The following is a 17,038-nucleotide window of genomic DNA, read 5'->3' on the forward strand; positions in this document are numbered from 1 at the left end:
AAAACATTGCTCTCAATATATTAGACAAGAGTTCTTGCCCTTCCGATACTGAGGGCTCAACTCAGCCCAAAGCCAAACACCATGACCGACGCTGCCAACCGCCGCTCCCGCAACATCACCGAAGGCGTTGCCCGTGCACCCAACCGCTCCATGTACTACGGCATGGGCTACCAGGAGAGCGACTTCGGCAAGCCCATGATTGGCGTGGCCAACGGGCACTCCACCATCACGCCCTGCAACTCCGGGCTGCAGCGCCTGGCTGACGCCGCCGTGATTGCACTCAAAGAAACGGGCGCCAACCCGCAGCTCTTTGGCACGCCCACCATCAGCGATGGCATGGCCATGGGCACCGAGGGCATGAAGTACTCGCTGGTCTCGCGCGAGGTGATTGCCGATTGCGTCGAGACCTGCGTGGGCGGGCAGTGGATGGATGGCGTCATGGTCATTGGCGGCTGCGACAAAAACATGCCCGGCGGCCTCATGGGCATGCTCAGGGCCAATGTGCCGGCGGTCTACATCTACGGCGGCACCATCTTGCCGGGCAAGTACAAGGGGCAGGACCTCAACATCGTCAGCGTCTTCGAAGCCGTGGGCCAATTCAGCGCGGGCAAGATGAGCGAAGAGGACTTCTGCGAAATCGAGCGTCGCGCCATTCCTGGCAGCGGGTCGTGCGGCGGCATGTACACGGCCAACACCATGAGCTCCTCCTTCGAGGCGCTGGGCGTGAGCCTGCCCTACTCCTCCACCATGGCCAACGTCGAAGACGAGGTGCTGGGCAATGTGCGCGAGGCAGCACAAGCCCTGGTCGAGGCCGTCAAACGCGACCTCAAGCCGCGCGACATCGTCACACGCGAAGCCATCGAAAACGCTGTGGCGGTGATCCTGGCCACAGGTGGCTCCACCAACGCCGTGTTGCACTACCTGGCCATTGCGCACGCTGCCGGAGTGGCCTGGAGCATTGACGACTTCGAACGCATGCGCAAGAAGGTGCCCGTGCTGTGCGACTTGAAACCCAGCGGCCGTTTCCTGGCCATTGACCTGCACCGCGCCGGTGGCATTCCGGCCGTGATGAAAGAGCTGTTGGCGCACGGTCTGATTCATGGCGACTGCATGACCATCACCGGCAAGACCGTGGCCGAAAACCTTGCCGAAGTGCCTGCGCTGAGGGCCGATCAAGACGTGATCCGCCCCGTCACCAACCCGCTTTATGCCCAAGGTCACTTGGCCATTCTCAAAGGCAATATCGCACCTGAGGGCTGCGTGGCCAAGATCACGGGGCTGAAGAACCCCGTCATCACCGGTCCAGCCCGGGTGTTTGACGACGAGCAATCGGCCCTGGCCGCCATCATGAACGGCAAGATCAAGGCAGGCGACGTGATGGTGCTGCGCTACCTCGGCCCCAAGGGCGGCCCGGGCATGCCGGAGATGCTTGCCCCCACCGGCGCGCTCATCGGCCAGGGTTTGGGTGAGAGCGTGGGTCTCATCACCGACGGGCGCTTCTCAGGCGGCACTTGGGGCATGGTGGTGGGCCACGTGGCCCCCGAAGCCTACGAGGGCGGCACCATTGCGCTGGTGCATGAGGGCGACCGCATCTCCATCGACGCCCACCAGCTGCTGCTGCAGCTGCATGTGGACGACGAAGTGCTGGCGCAACGACGCGCTGCCTGGGTGCGCCCGGCCCCGCGTTACACCCGAGGCGTGTTGGCCAAGTTTGCGAAAAACGCCGCCAGCGCCAGCCTCGGTGCGGTGCTTGATCGCTTTGAATAGCACAAGCACAACGACCTGATTCGCTAGCGCCGCCGACGCGCGCTTTGCTTGAGCAGCTGGACGGCTTTGATGCGACGCGCCTCACGCCGGGCGTCGTCGCGCTGCATGGCCTTGCGTTGTGTGTAGCCATAGGCGTCTGCCCACTTCCACCATAGGACGGCGAGCAGGAATGGCGACAACACCCACAACCAACTCCACTGCGCCACGGGCCCCCACTGCGCCCATTTCATGGTCAGCAGCAACACACCCAAAAGAAGAAATCCCATACGAACCCCTTGTGCGGCTGGCGTTACCAGCACAACTGCACCCATAGAATGAACAAAGCCAGGTCCGCGTGAATCGATCAAACTGGCTTCACTCAATATCCCGAAAGGATGCCATGAAACTCGTACTGTTCGCCGTCGCCGCAGCCATGTCGGTGGCAACCACCTCGGCCATTGCCAGCGCAGAACTGGCGCAGAAGAAAAACTGCATGGCCTGCCACGCTGTAGACAAGAAAGTCGTGGGCCCCGCCTACAAGGATGTAGCAGCCAAGTACGCCAAGGACAAAGACGCGGTCAAGAAACTGGCCGAAAAAATCGTCAAGGGCGGTGCTGGCGCTTGGGGGCAAATCCCTATGCCTGCCAACCCCCAGGTGAGCGCGGCTGAGGCAGAAACGCTGGCCAAGTGGGTGCTGTCCACGAAGTAAGCGCTGCAGTTTGAGTGCCTCGCAAAAAAGCCCGCTGACGCGGGCTTTTTTGTTGCAGCAGGCAAAAGCTCAATACGCTTGGCCGAGCTGCTCCAGGATCGCGGGGTTTTCCAGCGTGGAGGTGTCTTGCGTGACGGCCTCCCCCTTGGCCACGGCGCGCAGCAAGCGGCGCATGATCTTGCCGCTGCGGGTCTTGGGCAGGTTGTCGCCAAAGCGGATGTCTTTGGGCTTGGCAATGGGGCCAATCTCCTTGGCGACATGGTCACGCAACTGCTTGGCAATGGCCTTGGCCTCGTCGCCCGACGGACGTGGGCGCTTCAGCACCACAAAGGCACAAATAGCCTCACCCGTGGTGTCGTCAGGGCGGCCCACCACAGCCGCTTCAGCCACCAGCTCGGTGCAGGACACCAGGGCGGACTCGATCTCCATGGTGCCCATGCGGTGGCCACTGACGTTGAGCACATCGTCGATGCGGCCCGTGATGGTGAAGTAGCCCGTTTGTTCGTCGCGAATGGCACCGTCACCTGCCAAGTAGTAGCCCTTGAGCTCGGACGGGTAGTAGCTCTTCTTGAAACGCTCCGGGTCGCCCCAGATGGTGCGAATCATCGAAGGCCAGGGCTTCTTCACCACCAGAATGCCGCCTTGGCCATTGGGGACGTCGTTGCCGGTTTCATCCACGATGGCCGCTTCAATGCCAGGGAATGGCAGCGTGCAGGAGCCTGGCACCAGGGGCGTGGCGCCGGGCAGCGGCGTGATCATGTGGCCGCCGGTTTCGGTCTGCCAGAAGGTGTCCACGATGGGGCAACGGCTGCCACCCACATGCTGGTGGTACCACTCCCAAGCCGCGGGGTTGATCGGCTCACCCACCGAACCCAGGATGCGCAGGCTGTCGAGCTTGTAGTTCCTGGGGTGAACCGCAGCGTTGGTTTCTGCGGCCTTGATCAGCGAGCGAATGGCCGTGGGAGCGGTGTAGAAGATGCTGACCTTGTGTTTTTCAATCATCTGCCAGAAGCGGCCTGCATCGGGGTAGGTGGGCACGCCCTCGAACACCACCTCGGTGCCGCCCAGCGCCAGCGGGCCGTAGGTGATGTAGCTGTGGCCGGTCACCCAGCCGATGTCGGCGGTGCACCAAAACACGTCGTCGTCTTTGAGGTCAAACGTCCACTTGGTGGTCAGCGCGGCATGCAGCAAATAGCCGCCACTGCTGTGCTGCACGCCCTTGGGCTTGCCTGTGGAACCCGAGGTGTAGAGCAGGAACAGGGGGTGTTCAGCCTCCACCCATTCCGGCTCGCACTGGGTGCTTTGCGCGGCCACAGCATCGTGCAGCCAGTGGTCGCGCCCGGCCACCCAATTGATGGCACCCCCAGTGCGGCGGTAGACGATGACCTCGCGCAGCGTGGGACAGGCGTTGTCAGCAAGCGCCTCGTCGACGATGGCCTTGAGCGGTAGTTGCTTGCCGCCACGCACTTGCTCGTCGGCAGTGATCAGCAGCACGGCGCCAGCGTCTTGGATGCGGTCGCGCAGCGATTGGGCGGAGAAGCCGCCAAACACCACCGAGTGCGTCGCACCAATGCGCGCGCAAGCCTGCATGGCGACCACGCCCTCGACGGACATGGGCATGTAGATGACCACACGGTCGCCCTTTTTGACGCCGCGCGCTTTGAGCGCATTGGCCAGCTGCGACACCTTGCCCAGCAGCTCTTGATAGCTGACGCGGGTCACAGCGCCGTCGTCTGCTTCAAAAATGATGGCGGTGCGCTCGCCTCGGCCCGCTTCGATATGGCGGTCCAGGCAGTTGTAGCTGACGTTGAGCGTGCCGTCCTCGAACCACTTGAAGAAGGGCGCTTCGCTTTCGTTGAGCGTTTGGGTGAAGGGCTTCTTCCAGCTCAGCAATTCACGCGCCTGGCGGGCCCAATAGCCTGCGTAGTCCGTCCGCGCCTCCTGGCACAGGGCCTCGTACGCTGCCATGCCCGACACGTGCGCCGTGGCCGCCGCTGCGGCATTGGGTGGGTAGAGGGTGTTGCTCATCTCGGTGTCTCCTGTGCTGATCCGTTTGGACGCGCCCTACCCCCGCCACGCCGGGGTCAACGTCCTTGCGAGCACTGTGCGGGGGCTCTCTGACGAAGCCCTTACTCTGCAGACTGCCTCCGTGAAACCCCGTAGGCGCCGCCGCGCGCGCTCAGCGGCGCGATGGCAGGCGCCACAGCACCAGCGTGCCGATCACTGCGGACAGCAGCGAGCCGCCCAACACGCCAAGCTTGACGCGGGTTTCGTAGTCAGGCCCCTGCCCCTCAAAGGCCAAGCCGCCGATGAACAAACTCATGGTGAAGCCCACACCGCACAACACACACACGCCAAAACACTGGCGCCAGCTCGCGCCTTGAGGCCGTTGCACCCAGCCCAAGCGCACCAAACCCCAAACGGCACCAAACACGCCCACCGCCTTGCCCAGCAGCAAGCCCAGCGCAATCCCTAGTGAGACGGGGTGCGCCAAATCCGTCAGCGACACGCCTTGCAGCGACACGCCCGCATTGGCAAAGGCGAACATGGGCAGCACCAGGAATGCCACCCAGGGGTGCAAGCCATGCTCCAGAGCCTCGGCCGGAGCGCCGCCGCGCCCATCGCGTGAGGGAATGAACAGCGCTGTGGCCACGCCGGCCAGCGTGGCATGCACGCCGGACTTGAGCACACACAGCCACAGCACCAAACCCACGGCGATGTAGACATCGACGCGCGTTACGCCTGCGCGCTTGAGCGACCACAGCACTGCCAGACACAGGCCCGCCGCCGCCAGCATGGGGGTGGAGAGTTGGCTGGTGTAGAAGAGCGCAATCACGACGATGGCGCCGAGGTCGTCGATGATGGCCACGGCCGTCAGAAACACCTTGAGCGAGGTCGGCACGCGCTTGCCCAAGAGCAGCACAATGCCCAGCGCAAAGGCGATGTCGGTGGCCGCAGGAATGGCCCAACCCTTCAGGGCCACAGCGTCTGAAGCATTGAAGCTTGCGTAAATCAGCGCTGGCACGACCATGCCTCCCAGCGCGGCCACGGCGGGCAAGGCCAATTGGGAGCGGCTGGAGAGCTCGCCGCTGACGAACTCGCGCTTGATCTCCAAACCCACCAGGAAGAAGAACACGGCCATCCAGAGGTCGTTGACCCACACCACCAGGGGCTTGGCCAGCACCAGGGCATCGCCGCCGATACGGACCTCACCGGGAATGGCTCGGAAATGCTCATACCAAGCCGCCCAGGGCGAGTTGCTGATGAGCAGGGCCAACAAGGCCGAGAGGGCCAACAAAATGCCGCCCGCCGATTCGCTGGCGAAAAACTTGCGCAATCCAGGCGTCACAACACCCACTCCTTGGCATTAGAGCCCCCGCCGCTGCGGTGGGCTTCAGTACACTGCGCGCTGCCGGGCCAAAACCCGCGAGCAGCTGCGCCGACACGGTCGGCATGATGCCGCACTTTCACCCGGAACCCCTGCTGCGATCGGCCTTGGCCGATCCGCCTCAACTCTGAACCCGTCAACGTCCACGGACGCGCACCATGAGCACCTCCATCCGCTACGCAGACTTGGTTGACAGCGTGGCTGCAGCCCTGCAGTACATCAGCTACTACCACCCGGCCGACTACATCCAGCATCTGGCCCGCGCCTACGAGCGCGAGCAAAGCGCTGCCGCCAAAGACGCGATTGCCCAGATTCTGACCAACTCGCGCATGTGCGCCGAAGGCCGCCGCCCCATCTGCCAGGACACCGGCATCGTCAACGTCTTCCTGAAGATTGGCATGGATGTGCGCTGGGAAGGCTTCCCCGGCTCCATCCAGGACGCTATCGACGAAGGCGTGCGCCGCGCCTACAACCACCCGGACAACAAGCTGCGCGCCTCGGTGCTCTCTGACCCCATCTTTGAGCGCAAAAACACCCGCGACAACACGCCCGCCGTGGTCTTCATGGAAGTGGTGCCCGGCAACACGGTAGACGTGACCGTGGCCGCCAAGGGCGGCGGCAGCGAGAACAAGAGCAAGGTCTACATGCTCAACCCCAGCGACAACATCGTCGACTGGGTGCTCAAGACCGTGCCCACCATGGGTGCGGGCTGGTGCCCGCCGGGCATGCTGGGCATCGGCGTGGGCGGCACGGCGGAGAAGGCCGCCTTGCTGGCCAAGGAAGCCCTGATGGACGACATCGACATGTACGAGCTGCTGGAGCGTGGCCCGCAGAACAAGCTGGAAGAGCTGCGCATCGAGCTGTACGAGAAGGTCAACGCCCTGGGCATCGGCGCACAAGGCCTGGGTGGCCTGACCACGGTGCTGGACGTCAAGATCAAGACCTACCCCACCCACGCGGCCTCCAAGCCCATTGCCATGATCCCCAACTGCGCGGCCACGCGCCACGGCCACTTTGTGCTGGACGGCTCTGGCCCTGCGTTCATGGAGCCGCCGAGCCTGGACCTCTGGCCCGATGTTTCCTGGGCGCCGGACTACAACAAGAGCACGCGCGTGGACCTGAACACGCTGACCAAAGAGCAAGTCGCCAGCTGGAAGCCGGGCCAGACCCTGCTGCTCAACGGCAAGATGCTCACCGGCCGCGACGCCGCGCACAAGCGCATCCAGGACATGCTGGCCAAGGGCGAGAAGCTGCCCGTGGACTTCAGCAACCGCGTCATCTACTACGTGGGCCCCGTGGACCCGGTGCGCGACGAAGTGGTCGGCCCCGCAGGCCCCACCACCGCCACCCGCATGGACAAGTTCACCGAGATGATGCTGGCACAAACCGGCCTCATCGCCATGGTGGGCAAGGCCGAGCGCGGCCCCGTTGCCATCGAGGCCATCAAGAAGCACAAGAGTGCCTACCTGATGGCCGTGGGCGGCGCAGCCTACCTCGTCTCCAAGGCCATCAAAGCCGCCAAGGTGGTGGGCTTTGAAGACCTGGGCATGGAAGCGATCTACGAGTTCGACATCGTGGACATGCCCGTGACCGTGGCCGTGGACGCCGGCGGCACCAGCGCCCACGAGACCGGTCCGGCTGAGTGGAAAGCCAAGATCGGCAAGATTCCGGTGAAGCTGGCCTAAACCTGCCCTTGCTGATCAAGCAAACGCCCAGCCCGGCCTCACAGGGCTGGGCGTTTTACTTGGATGCAACCCCAGCCTCAGGCAAAGCGAATGTGCTTGCTCAGCGGCAGCTCCCGAATGCGCTGGCCCGTGGCACTGAAGATGGCGTTGGCCAGCGCAGGTGCGGCAGGCGGTGTGCCGGGCTCGCCAATGCCGCGAATGGGGCCACCCAAAGCCAGCACCTTCACCTCAATGCGCGGCGCCTGCGCCATGCGCACCGACTCGTATTGATGGAAGTTGCGCTGCTCGACCGCGCCTTGGGCAAAGGTGATCTCGCCAAACATGGCGGCACTGAGGCCAAAAATCGCCGCCCCCTGCAGCTGCGCTTCGATATTGCGCGGGTCCAGCGCCGTGCCAACGTCTGCGGCCACACACAGCCGCTCTACGCGTATGCCCTGCGGGGTTTGCTGCACCTCGATCACCTGGGCCACGGGCACACCAAAGGCTAGGTGGTAGGCCACGCCGCGCCCGCGCCCTTTGGCCAAGGGTTGCCCCCAGCCGGCCAAGTCAGCAGCGGCCTGCAGCACGCGCTTTGAGCTCTCGTGCGTCAGCAGCGCCAGGCGGAACTGCAAGGGGTCGGCACCGGCGCTGTGCGCCAGCTCGTCGATAAACCCTTCCATGAAAAAGCCATTGAAGGAATTGCCCACCGAACGCCAGGAGCTGACGGGCACCGCAGGCGGCGCACGATAAGCCGTCGCGCGATAGTGCGGAACGCCATAGGGCTGCTCGAAGGTGCCATCGGCCAGCAGCTTGTCAGGCCCGGGCATGGCCAAGCCCGCGCGCGCGCCCTGCGAGGCGAGCACCGACAAGCTGGCCACGCGCACGTCCAAGGCCTGGGCGCGTCCGTCCTTGACCAGACCTCGAAAGCGCGCCACAGCCGCCGGGCGGTAGGCATCTTGGGTCAAGTCTTCCTCGCGGCTCCAGGTGAGTTTGACGGCCTTGCCCGGCACGGCCATGGCCAAGCGCACGGCTTGCTCGACAAAGTCAGACTCCAGGCGCCGCCCAAAGCTGCCGCCCATCAAGAGGGTGTGCAACTGCACCCGCTCGATGTCGAGCCCGGCGAGCTTGGCCATCTGCTCGCGCACCAGCGTGGGTATTTGCACGCCAGCCCAAATTTCGAGCCGCCCCTCGTGCAGCCGAGCCACTGCCGTGGGCGGCTCCATGGGTGCGTGGGCTAAGAAGGGCACGCGGTATTCGGCTTCCAGCGGCGTGCCAGCAGCCAGGGCGGTGTCGACGTCGCCGTCGTTGCGCATGCGGCTGTCTTGGTGCTTGTCGTCAAAGGCCGCCGTGATGTGCGCCATCAATTCCGCTGTGCTGGCCGGGTGCACGGGTGCGGCCCATTCACACTGCACCGCCGAGACCGCCTGCTGCGCGCGCCAGGTGTTGTTGGCAATGGCGGCCACGCCGCCGGGCAGCTCCACCACCGTCAAAACGCCGGGCATCGCCTTGGCAGCGGTGGCGTCAAAGCGCTTGAGGGGCGCTTCCAGTGCCGGGTTTTTGCGCACCGCGGCGTAAACCATGTCTGGCACTTGCACATCAATGGCAAAGGTGGCCGTGCCCGTGCTCTTGGCCACCACATCCTTGCGAGGCAGCGATTGACCCAGCAAGCGCCACTGCGCCTGGGGTTTGAGCGGCAGATCACTGGGCAGCTTGATCTTTGCGGCCGCAGGCGCCAGTGCGATATAGCTCAGGCGCCGCCCGTCCGGGGCGATCACCTCGCCATCGCGGGTTTTGAGGTCAGCCGCGGGCAGCTTCCATTGCTCTGCGGCAGCTTGCACCAGGGCCCAGCGCGCAGCCGCACCGGCATGGCGCATCTTGTCAAAGGCGTCGGGCATGGAGGAGGAGCCGCCCGTGAACTGCATGGCCAAGAACTTGGCCATCACGCCCATGGTGCCACGCATGGCCTCGGCCGCCATGCCGTGGTCCAGCGGCGAGAACGGCACGCCCTCGGACACACCCGCGCTGTTGTAGTAGGCCGCTGCAGGCGGACCGTGCTCGACGCGCACGGACTCCCAAGCGACATCCAACTCCTCTGCCACCAAGGCCGCCAGCGTGGTGTGCACGCCCTGCCCCATCTCGGCACGCGGCGTGATGATGCTCACGCCCTGCGCATCCACCCGCACATAGGGTGTGAGCGCGCTGCTTTGCCCATCGCCACTGGCCAAGAGCGGGTTGGGGTGAGGCTTTTGGTAGCGGTAGATGCCGAAGGCCACGCCCCCAGCCACAGCCACAGAGCCAATCAAAAAACTGCGTCGAGCGATGGTCCCGAGCCGGCTCATGACTGCGCCCCTTGCTGCAAGCGCGCCGCAGCTTCGTGGATGGCAGCGCGTATGCGCGGGTAGGTGCCGCAGCGGCACAGATTGCCCGACATGGCGGCATCAATCTGCGCATCTGTGGGCTTGGGTGTTTGTTTGAGCAGTGCTGCTGCGCTCATGATCTGGCCCGACTGGCAATAGCCGCATTGCGCCACCTGCTGCTCAATCCAGACCGCCTGCAGTGTGTGCAAGGCCTCAGGCGAACCCAGCCCTTCAATGGTGGTGACCGGCGCGCTCACCGCACCCACTGGCGTCACGCAGGAGCGCACCGGCACCCCGTCGACCAGCACGGTGCAGGCGCCGCAAAGGGCCGCACCACAACCAAACTTGGTGCCGGTGAGCTTGAACTCGTCGCGCAATGCCCACAACAGCGGCATCTCTGGCTCTAGCGCCACATCATGGGTTTTGCCGTTCACAGATAGCTTCATAAGCCTAGCTTTGCAGTTCGATGCGCAGACTATGCCCGCGATAAAGCACAAGCGCACTGGCAAAACGCGCCAAGCAACAGCCAAAGGCGCCAATTCGCCTGCGTGCGTCATTGGCGCCTTTGGCCTCCTAAACTGGACAGCCCCGCATCCATTCCGACCAGCGCGCATGCCTCACAACAACCCGCCCCCATCGGGCTACCACTACCCTCTTTGGCACGGTTGGCGCTTGCTGCTGAAAGATTTGGCGCTCCCGGAGGCGCATGTGCTGCGCCGGGCCCAGCTGCCCAGCGATCTGTTCTCGCGCGAAAGCGCCAGCTTGAGCACTGCCCAGTATTTCCAGCTCTGGACAGCGCTTGAAGCCGAGTCAGACGCCGCAGGGGCGCCAGAGCCGCTGCCCATCCGCATCGCCCGGGCCATGTCTGCCGATTGGTTTGAGCCCGCGCTGTTTGCGGCACTGTGCAGTGCTGATCTCAACGCGGCACTGGCGCGCATTGCGCGCTACAAGCGACTCGTCGCCCCCATGGCTTTGCAGCTTGACATCTCGCCGCAGGGCACGCGACTGGGGCTGTCGTGGTTGGATCAATCTCAGCGCCCACCCGCCGTGCTGGTGGCATTTGATCTGGTGTTTTTCGTACAGTTGGCGCGCATGGCCACGCGCGCCAACATCACCCCAGCAGCCGTGGTCTGCCCAGCGCCGCAGCCTGCCCTCGCCCCCTACGAGGCCTTCTTCGCCTGCGCCGTGAGCGAAGGGCCGCAGCCCAGCCTGACCTTCACGCCAGAGGATGCGCAGCGTCCATTCCTCACCGTCAACCATGGCATGTGGCAGTTTTTCGAGCCGACTTTGCGCAAGCGCCTGCATGACCTCGATCGCCAATCCAGCACCGCCGAACGCGTGCGCAGTGCATTACTGGAAGCCTTGCCCGCCGGTGACTTGTCCATGGAAGCCGTTTGCCGCAAGCTCGGCGTGAGCACACGCACCCTGCAGCGCAGGCTGCGCGAGGAAGGCAGCAGCTTCCAGGCGACGCTCAACGGCGTCAGAACCCAGCTGGCGCACCACTATCTGGAGAACTCCGCCCTGTCTGGGGCGGAGATATCGTTTCTGCTGGGCTTTGAGGATCCCAACTCTTTCGTGCGCGCCTTCCAAGCCTGGACAGGCAAAACGCCACAAGCCATGCGCAAACGCAGCAGCAGCCCTGCGCAGCTCTGGGCCTTCGCGCCAAAACAAAAAGCCCCAGGGGAAACCTGAGGCTGTCTTGAATACTGCGGGGTCGATGGTGGTGGGCCCTGTAGGATTCGAACCTACGACCAACGGATTAAGAGTCCGCTGCTCTACCAACTGAGCTAAGAGCCCGATTGCCCGATATGGCGTCTGCGTTGATTTGGTGGGCCCTGTAGGATTCGAACCTACGACCAACGGATTAAGAGTCCGCTGCTCTACCAACTGAGCTAAGAGCCCAAATCAAACGTCTTGAGTGGTGGGTCGTGCAGGATTCGAACCTGCGACCAACGGATTAAAAGTCCGCTGCTCTACCGACTGAGCTAACGACCCACTGTTTTCTTCTGCCGCAGTGCCTTGAGCCCCTTGAAAGAACTCATTTGCTGCAGCAGCGAAGCCTCAGATTGTAGACTAAATTTTCATGGTCCCGCAAGGCCTGAGTCTGAATTTCTCAGGCTTTTTGGGCCAAATACAGGCGCACCAGTTCGGCAGCCGCACACATGCCAAAGCTGGCAGTCACGGCCACGCTGGAACCATAGCCGTGGCAATTCAAACTGCCATCGAGCTCACAGCTCTCGGCCGGGCGTTGCACGGCTTCGCGTGAGAACACACAGGCCACGCCCATGGCACCTTGGCGCGCCGCGCCGTGGTGCTGGCGCAGGCGCTGGCGCAGGCTGGACAACAGCGGGTCATGCGTGACCTGGGCAAGATCCTGCACCTCCACCGCCTGCGGGCGCTGCTTGCCCCCTGCCGCACCCACGCACACCAGGGGCAGTTGAGCGGCACGCGCCCAGGCCGCCAGCACCGCCTTGGCACGCACTTGGTCGCAGGCGTCGATCACACCATCCAGCGCCACGCCGTCGATCAAGCCCGGCCAGTTGTCCTGATCCACAAAGTCTTCACGGGTGATGACTTCGCACTGCGGGTGGATCTGCGCCACGCGTTCTTGCAAGGCCTGGGCCTTAGCCATGCCCAGGGTCTGGCTCAGTGCCTGGATCTGGCGGTTGATGTTGGACTCGGCCACATGGTCCATATCGATCAACACCAGACGTGCCACCCCCATGCGGGCCAGTGCCTCAACCGCCCAAGACCCCACGCCGCCCAAACCGACCACCGCCACGCGAGCCTGGCGCAAGCGCTCGTAAGCAACACTGCCGTAGAGGCGGCGCAAACCGCCAAAGCGGCGCTCGGCATCAAACTGCAGGTCTTCGTTCATGGGGCATCAGTAAAAAAGCCCCGCATCGGCGGGGCGTGTTGGCACCAAGGCGCTCAGCGCAAGGACTTCAGGCGCTCGCGTGCAGCCTTGGTCGACTCGGAGTTGGGGTAGCTCTTGATGAGCTCCTCGAGCGTGCGCCGCGCGGCCTTGTTGTCTTTGAGTTCCGCTTGGCAGTTGGCCAGCGAGAGCAAAGCCTCGGGCGCGCGAGGGTGCTCGGCGTGGTCGCTGACAAAGCTGCGGAAGGCGCTCACCGCGGCCTTGTAGTCGCGCGCACCGTAAAGCGCATTGCCTTGCCAAAAGCGTGCCATGGCGGCGTAGCCCCCACTGCCCCAGCGCTTGAGGAAGGCGGTGAAGTTGTTGGCAGCGTCGTCGAACTCGCCCTTGCGAATCAGGGCCACAGCGGCGTCGTACTGACGGCGCTCTTCGGGGTCGACCAAAAATTCTTTCCCATCCAGGGTGACTTTTTGCGGCTCAAGAGGCCGCAGCCGGGCTTCAACGGACTGTTGCTGGTCCGCCAGTCGGCGCTGGGTGTCAGCCAGATCACGCGCCAGCTGTTCGTTGCTGCCGCGCAGCTTGGCGATCTCGGCGCGCAAGGCGTCGAGCTGGTTGGCCAGATCGAGCAGGCCGCGTCGGGCCGTGCCCAGCTGTTCAGCCAGCTGGTCACTGCGTTCCTTGGCGGCCTTCTCAGACTCCTGGACTTTGGTGCGCAAATCCAAAATGGCTTTGCGCGCTTCATCGTCTTCAAACAGGCCCGCGCGTGCCGGCGCAGCCAAGCCCAACAGCATGGTCAGCGTCAAAACTCCTGGCAGGAGGCGACGCGCGGTCCAGTTCAGCATCTCACTTGTCCTTCAGTTCAACGCGACGGTTCTTGGCCCAAGCTTCTTCGTTGGAGCCTTGCACAGCCGGACGCTCTTTGCCGAAGCTCACGGGCTCGATTTGCGTGGCAGGCACGCCCAGCAGCGTCAGCTGCTTGACAACCGCTTCAGCACGCTTTTGGCCCAGCGCGAGGTTGTACTCACGGCCGCCGCGCTCGTCAGCGTGGCCTTCCAGGCTCAGGGCCAGCGACTTCTTGTGGCCCAGACGCTTGGCATGGGTTTCCAGCAGACCGCGGTACTCGTCCTTGACGACAAAGCTGTCGAAGTCGAAGTACACCACGCGCTGGCTGGCCACAGCCGCGTCGAGTTGCGCGCCCAGGTCCACGGTGGTGACCTTGGACTCGCTAGGTTGGGTCACAGCCGCCTGAGGCTGGGTCACCGGCGCGACCGGGCGGTTTTCCACCGGTGCGGGTTCTTCCAGCTTGGTGGAGCTGCAACCGACCAGGGCGGCACCAGCCAACATTGCCAACAGCAGTTTATGCATACGCATTGAATCGCTCCTTCAAGAAAGCAGGGCCGACATTGCCAACCCGAAAAAACACCGATTGTCGACGACAAGTGGGTGCGCCATACGCACTGGAAATCCTAACCGCGACCGCTAAATTTCCTAACCCTGAATGCGGTTTCAGCGTCCAAAGGGCCCCCAAGCGGGTTCGCGCACATCGCCTTGGGCGCCAATGAGCTTGGCTTTGACGCGGCCATCCAGGGTGCTGGTCATGAGTACATCGCGCCCGGCGCTGCGCGTGGCGTAGACCAGCAGCTTGCCGTTGGGCGCAAAGCTGGGGCTTTCATCGTCCAGCGTGTCGGTGATCTGGCTCACGCTGCCCGAGCCCAGGTCCATGACGCTGAGTTTGAAGTGCCCACCCACGCGGGTGATGTAAGCCAGCGTGCGCCCGTCCGGGCTCACCGCCGGGCTGATGTTGTAGCCGCCCGAGAAGCTCACGCGCTCGGGATTGCCGCCAGCCGTGGGCACGCGGTAGATCTGCGGCGAGCCGCCTCGGTCGCTCACAAAGTAGATGGTGCCGCCGTCAGGCGAGAACACGGGCTCGGTATCGATGGCGCTGCTTTGGGTGAGACGGCGCAAGCCCTGCCCGTTCACGCCGATGACGTAGAGCTGAGAGCCCCCATCGCGCGAGGAGCAAAACGCCATCAGCTGACCGTTGGGGGAATAGGCCGGTGCGCTGTTGCTGCCACGGAAATTGGCCACCATGCGGCGCTGACCGCTGGCGAGGCTTTGCGCCCAGATGACAGCCTTGCGCGACTCAAAGGACACATAGGCCAGCTCGCGCCCATCAGGCGACCAGCAGGGCGAGATGATGGGCTCGGGGCTGGCCAGCGCCACCTGCCCGCCCTCGCCATCGGCGTCGGCAATGCGCAGTGCATAGCGGCCGCCGGTGCGCGTCACATAGGCCAGGCGCGTGGCAAACACGCCGCGCTCGCCGGTGAGTTTTTGATAGATGGTGTCGGCAATGCGGTGCGCGGCCAGGCGCACATCGTCCGCGGGCACGGCATGGGCTTCGCCACCGAGGTCCTGACCCTTGACCACATCCCACAGCCGAAAGCGCACATCAAAGCGCCCGTCGGCCAGGCGCGTCACCGAACCCGCCGCCAGCGCGTCCACCGTGCGTGCGCGCCAGTCTGCGAAGTTGGGGCTGCTGAGTTCATGCAAACCGGCTGCACCGGGCATGAGGCGGAACAAGCCGCTGCGCTCCAAATCGGCGCGCACGATGGCCGCCAGGGGCTGACCGCTGAGGGCCTCATCGCGGAAGTCGGCAATCGCCACGGGCAGCTGGCTGGCGCCCACACCGGCAATTTCAATGCGGAACTGCGCCAGGCTGGGCAGCGCCAAGCCCGCAAGCCCTGCGCCCAAAAAGGCGCGGCGCTGGCTGAGGGAAACAGGATGGATCTTCATGATGCAGAGGCGGCTCACATCAACACGATGTCGTAATGCTCGGTCTGGTTGGTGGGCTCTGCCGTGAGCGAGATGGGACGCCCGATGAAGTCTGACAGCCCTGCCAGGTGCTGGCTTTCTTCGTCGAGCAACATCTCCACCACATTGGCAGCGGCCACCACACGGAATTCTTTGGGGTTGAACTGGCGCGACTCTCGCAGAATTTCTCGCAGGATCTCATAGCAAACGCTGCGCGCGGTCTTCACTTGCCCTCGCCCCTCGCAGGTCGGACAAGGCTCGCAGAGCATGCGAGAGAGCGACTCGCGCGTGCGCTTGCGTGTCAGCTCCAGCAAACCCAGCTGCGTGAAGCCGCCCAGCGTGACCTTGGTGCGGTCGCGTGCGAGCTGCTTTTTGAATTCAGCCAGCACGGCCTGGCGGTGCTCTTCACGCACCATGTCGATGAAGTCGACGATGACGATGCCGCCGAGGTTGCGCAGGCGCAGCTGCCGCGCAATCGCCCCCGCAGCCTCCAGATTGGTTTTGAAAATGGTGTCGTCAAAGTTGCGCGCGCCGACAAAGCCGCCCGTGTTGACGTCCACGGTGGTCATGGCTTCGGTCTGATCGAAGATCAAATAGCCGCCGGACTTCAAATCCACGCGCCGGGCCAGCGCGCGGGCAATGTCGGCGTCGATGTTGTTGAGGTCAAAAATGGGCCGCTCGCCGCGATAGAGCTCCAGCTTGGCGGTGGCCCCGGGCATATAGGTTTCGCCAAAGCGGCGCAGCACTTCGTACTGCAGCTGGGAATCGATGCGGATAGAGGCCGTGCGGTCCGTGGCCAGATCGCGCAGCACGCGCTCCACCAGGCTCAAGTCTTGGTAGAGCAAGCTCGGCGGCGGCTGGGTCAGCGCGAGCTGGCGAATGTTCAGCCAGGTCTTGCGCAAATAGGCGATGTCGGCCGCCAGCTCTTCATCGCTGGCTTCCTCGGCATTGGTGCGCAAGATGTAGCCGCCCGTGCTTTGCCCGCTGGGCACGCCCTCGGTCACCAGGGTTTGCATGCGCGCGCGCAGCGCCTCACGGGTTTCGTGAGAGCCGATTTTTTGCGAAATGCCGATGTGGTTGTCCTGCGGCAGGTGCACCAGCTGGCGACCGGCCAGGGAGATCTGGGTGGAGAGCCGCGCCCCTTTGCTGCCTATGGGGTCTTTGATGACCTGCACAGTGAGGGTCTGGCCCTCGAACACCAAGCGCTCGATGGGCGTGGGGGGCTGGTTTTCAGCGCCGTGGTGGCGCGAAGCCTGCCCGGTGAGGTGCAGGTCGGCCACGTGCAAAAAGGCTGCACGTTCCAGCCCAATGTCGATGAAGGCCGACTGCATGCCCGGCAACACCCGGGCCACACGCCCCAGGTAGACGTTGCCCACCAAACCGCGCTCCAGCGCGCGCTCGATATGCAGCTCTTGGACAGCACCGTTTTCCACCACGGCCACGCGGGTTTCCTGCGGCGACCAGTTGATCAGAATGTCTTCCATGGATGTG

At 64.1% G+C, this 17,038-nt stretch carries 14 protein-coding genes and 3 tRNA genes; 4 read left to right on the forward strand and 13 right to left on the reverse strand.

Annotation, left to right across the window (positions count from 1 at the left end; all coding sequences use genetic code 11):
* The first annotated feature begins 81 nt into the window (after nt 1-81).
* Nucleotides 82-1,767, forward strand: a complete 1,686-nt coding sequence (ilvD, locus tag ACG0Z6_RS07485) for a dihydroxy-acid dehydratase (protein WP_394460047.1) — start codon at nt 82-84, stop codon at nt 1,765-1,767.
* Between the two features lie 23 nt (nt 1,768-1,790).
* Here the strand turns inward: ilvD and ACG0Z6_RS07490 are convergent, their stop codons facing one another.
* Complete coding sequence (locus tag ACG0Z6_RS07490) at nt 1,791-2,033, reverse strand: TIGR04438 family Trp-rich protein (protein WP_394460049.1); 243 nt, start codon at nt 2,031-2,033, stop codon at nt 1,791-1,793.
* A 113-nt stretch (nt 2,034-2,146) separates the two neighbouring features.
* On the opposite strand from ACG0Z6_RS07490, the gene ACG0Z6_RS07495 reads away from it, so the two are divergent.
* Nucleotides 2,147-2,455, forward strand: coding sequence for a c-type cytochrome (locus tag ACG0Z6_RS07495; RefSeq protein ID WP_394460051.1), 309 nt, complete (start codon nt 2,147-2,149; stop codon nt 2,453-2,455).
* A 69-nt stretch (nt 2,456-2,524) separates the two neighbouring features.
* On the opposite strand, the gene acs is transcribed toward ACG0Z6_RS07495, so the two are convergent.
* Nucleotides 2,525-4,483 (reverse strand): acetate--CoA ligase, encoded by a 1,959-nt coding sequence (gene acs / locus ACG0Z6_RS07500; protein WP_394460053.1) that lies wholly within the window; start codon nt 4,481-4,483, stop codon nt 2,525-2,527.
* Between the two features lie 151 nt (nt 4,484-4,634).
* Entirely contained in the window at nt 4,635-5,804 is a 1,170-nt protein-coding gene (gene nhaA, locus ACG0Z6_RS07505) for a Na+/H+ antiporter NhaA (protein ID WP_394460055.1), read from the reverse strand.
* A 197-nt stretch (nt 5,805-6,001) separates the two neighbouring features.
* Here nhaA and ACG0Z6_RS07510 point away from each other — a divergent pair, with 197 nt between their 5' ends.
* Nucleotides 6,002-7,528: a fumarate hydratase gene (locus tag ACG0Z6_RS07510; RefSeq protein ID WP_394460057.1), complete on the forward strand. Its 1,527-nt coding sequence runs from the start codon at nt 6,002-6,004 to the stop codon at nt 7,526-7,528.
* A gap of 77 nt (nt 7,529-7,605) precedes the next feature.
* Here ACG0Z6_RS07510 and ACG0Z6_RS07515 read toward each other — a convergent pair whose 3' ends face one another.
* Entirely contained in the window at nt 7,606-9,846 is a 2,241-nt protein-coding gene (locus ACG0Z6_RS07515) for a xanthine dehydrogenase family protein molybdopterin-binding subunit (protein ID WP_394460059.1), read from the reverse strand.
* A complete protein-coding gene (locus ACG0Z6_RS07520; protein WP_394460061.1) occupies nt 9,843-10,310 on the reverse strand; it encodes a (2Fe-2S)-binding protein in 468 nt (155 codons plus the stop codon). The genes ACG0Z6_RS07515 and ACG0Z6_RS07520 overlap by 4 nt, the downstream gene beginning before the upstream one ends.
* Before the next feature lie 166 nt (nt 10,311-10,476).
* On the opposite strand from ACG0Z6_RS07520, the gene ACG0Z6_RS07525 reads away from it, so the two are divergent.
* The gene (locus ACG0Z6_RS07525; protein WP_394460063.1) at nt 10,477-11,556 is read left to right on the forward strand and encodes an AraC family transcriptional regulator; all 1,080 of its coding nucleotides are present in this window, start codon (nt 10,477-10,479) and stop codon (nt 11,554-11,556) included.
* 29 nt (nt 11,557-11,585) lie between these two features.
* On the opposite strand, the gene ACG0Z6_RS07530 is transcribed toward ACG0Z6_RS07525, so the two are convergent.
* From ACG0Z6_RS07530 to rng, 8 genes are all read right to left on the reverse strand, one after another.
* Nucleotides 11,586-11,661: transfer RNA gene (locus ACG0Z6_RS07530), tRNA-Lys, on the reverse strand.
* A gap of 29 nt (nt 11,662-11,690) precedes the next feature.
* Nucleotides 11,691-11,766 (reverse strand) — tRNA-Lys (locus ACG0Z6_RS07535).
* 17 nt (nt 11,767-11,783) lie between these two features.
* A tRNA-Lys gene (locus tag ACG0Z6_RS07540) sits at nt 11,784-11,859 on the reverse strand.
* A gap of 118 nt (nt 11,860-11,977) precedes the next feature.
* Nucleotides 11,978-12,742, reverse strand: a complete 765-nt coding sequence (locus ACG0Z6_RS07545) for a tRNA threonylcarbamoyladenosine dehydratase (protein WP_394460065.1) — start codon at nt 12,740-12,742, stop codon at nt 11,978-11,980.
* A gap of 53 nt (nt 12,743-12,795) precedes the next feature.
* Entirely contained in the window at nt 12,796-13,578 is a 783-nt protein-coding gene (gene ybgF / locus ACG0Z6_RS07550) for a tol-pal system protein YbgF (RefSeq protein ID WP_394460067.1), read from the reverse strand.
* A gap of 1 nt (nt 13,579) precedes the next feature.
* Nucleotides 13,580-14,107: a peptidoglycan-associated lipoprotein Pal gene (pal, locus tag ACG0Z6_RS07555; RefSeq protein WP_394460068.1), complete on the reverse strand. Its 528-nt coding sequence runs from the start codon at nt 14,105-14,107 to the stop codon at nt 13,580-13,582.
* A gap of 135 nt (nt 14,108-14,242) precedes the next feature.
* Nucleotides 14,243-15,529 carry a Tol-Pal system beta propeller repeat protein TolB gene (gene tolB, locus ACG0Z6_RS07560; RefSeq protein ID WP_394460070.1) on the reverse strand — a complete coding sequence of 429 codons (1,287 nt, stop codon included), beginning with the start codon at nt 15,527-15,529 and terminating at the stop codon, nt 14,243-14,245.
* A 14-nt stretch (nt 15,530-15,543) separates the two neighbouring features.
* On the reverse strand, nt 15,544-17,031 hold the full coding sequence (gene rng / locus ACG0Z6_RS07565) for a ribonuclease G (RefSeq protein WP_394460071.1): 1,488 nt from the start codon (nt 17,029-17,031) through the stop codon (nt 15,544-15,546).
* Between the last annotated feature and the right edge of the window lie 7 nt (nt 17,032-17,038).

Origin of the sequence: Roseateles rivi (assembly GCF_043555845.1) — a bacterium.
In the GTDB taxonomy this organism is placed as follows: Bacteria; Pseudomonadota; Gammaproteobacteria; order Burkholderiales; family Burkholderiaceae_C; genus Roseateles; species Roseateles rivi.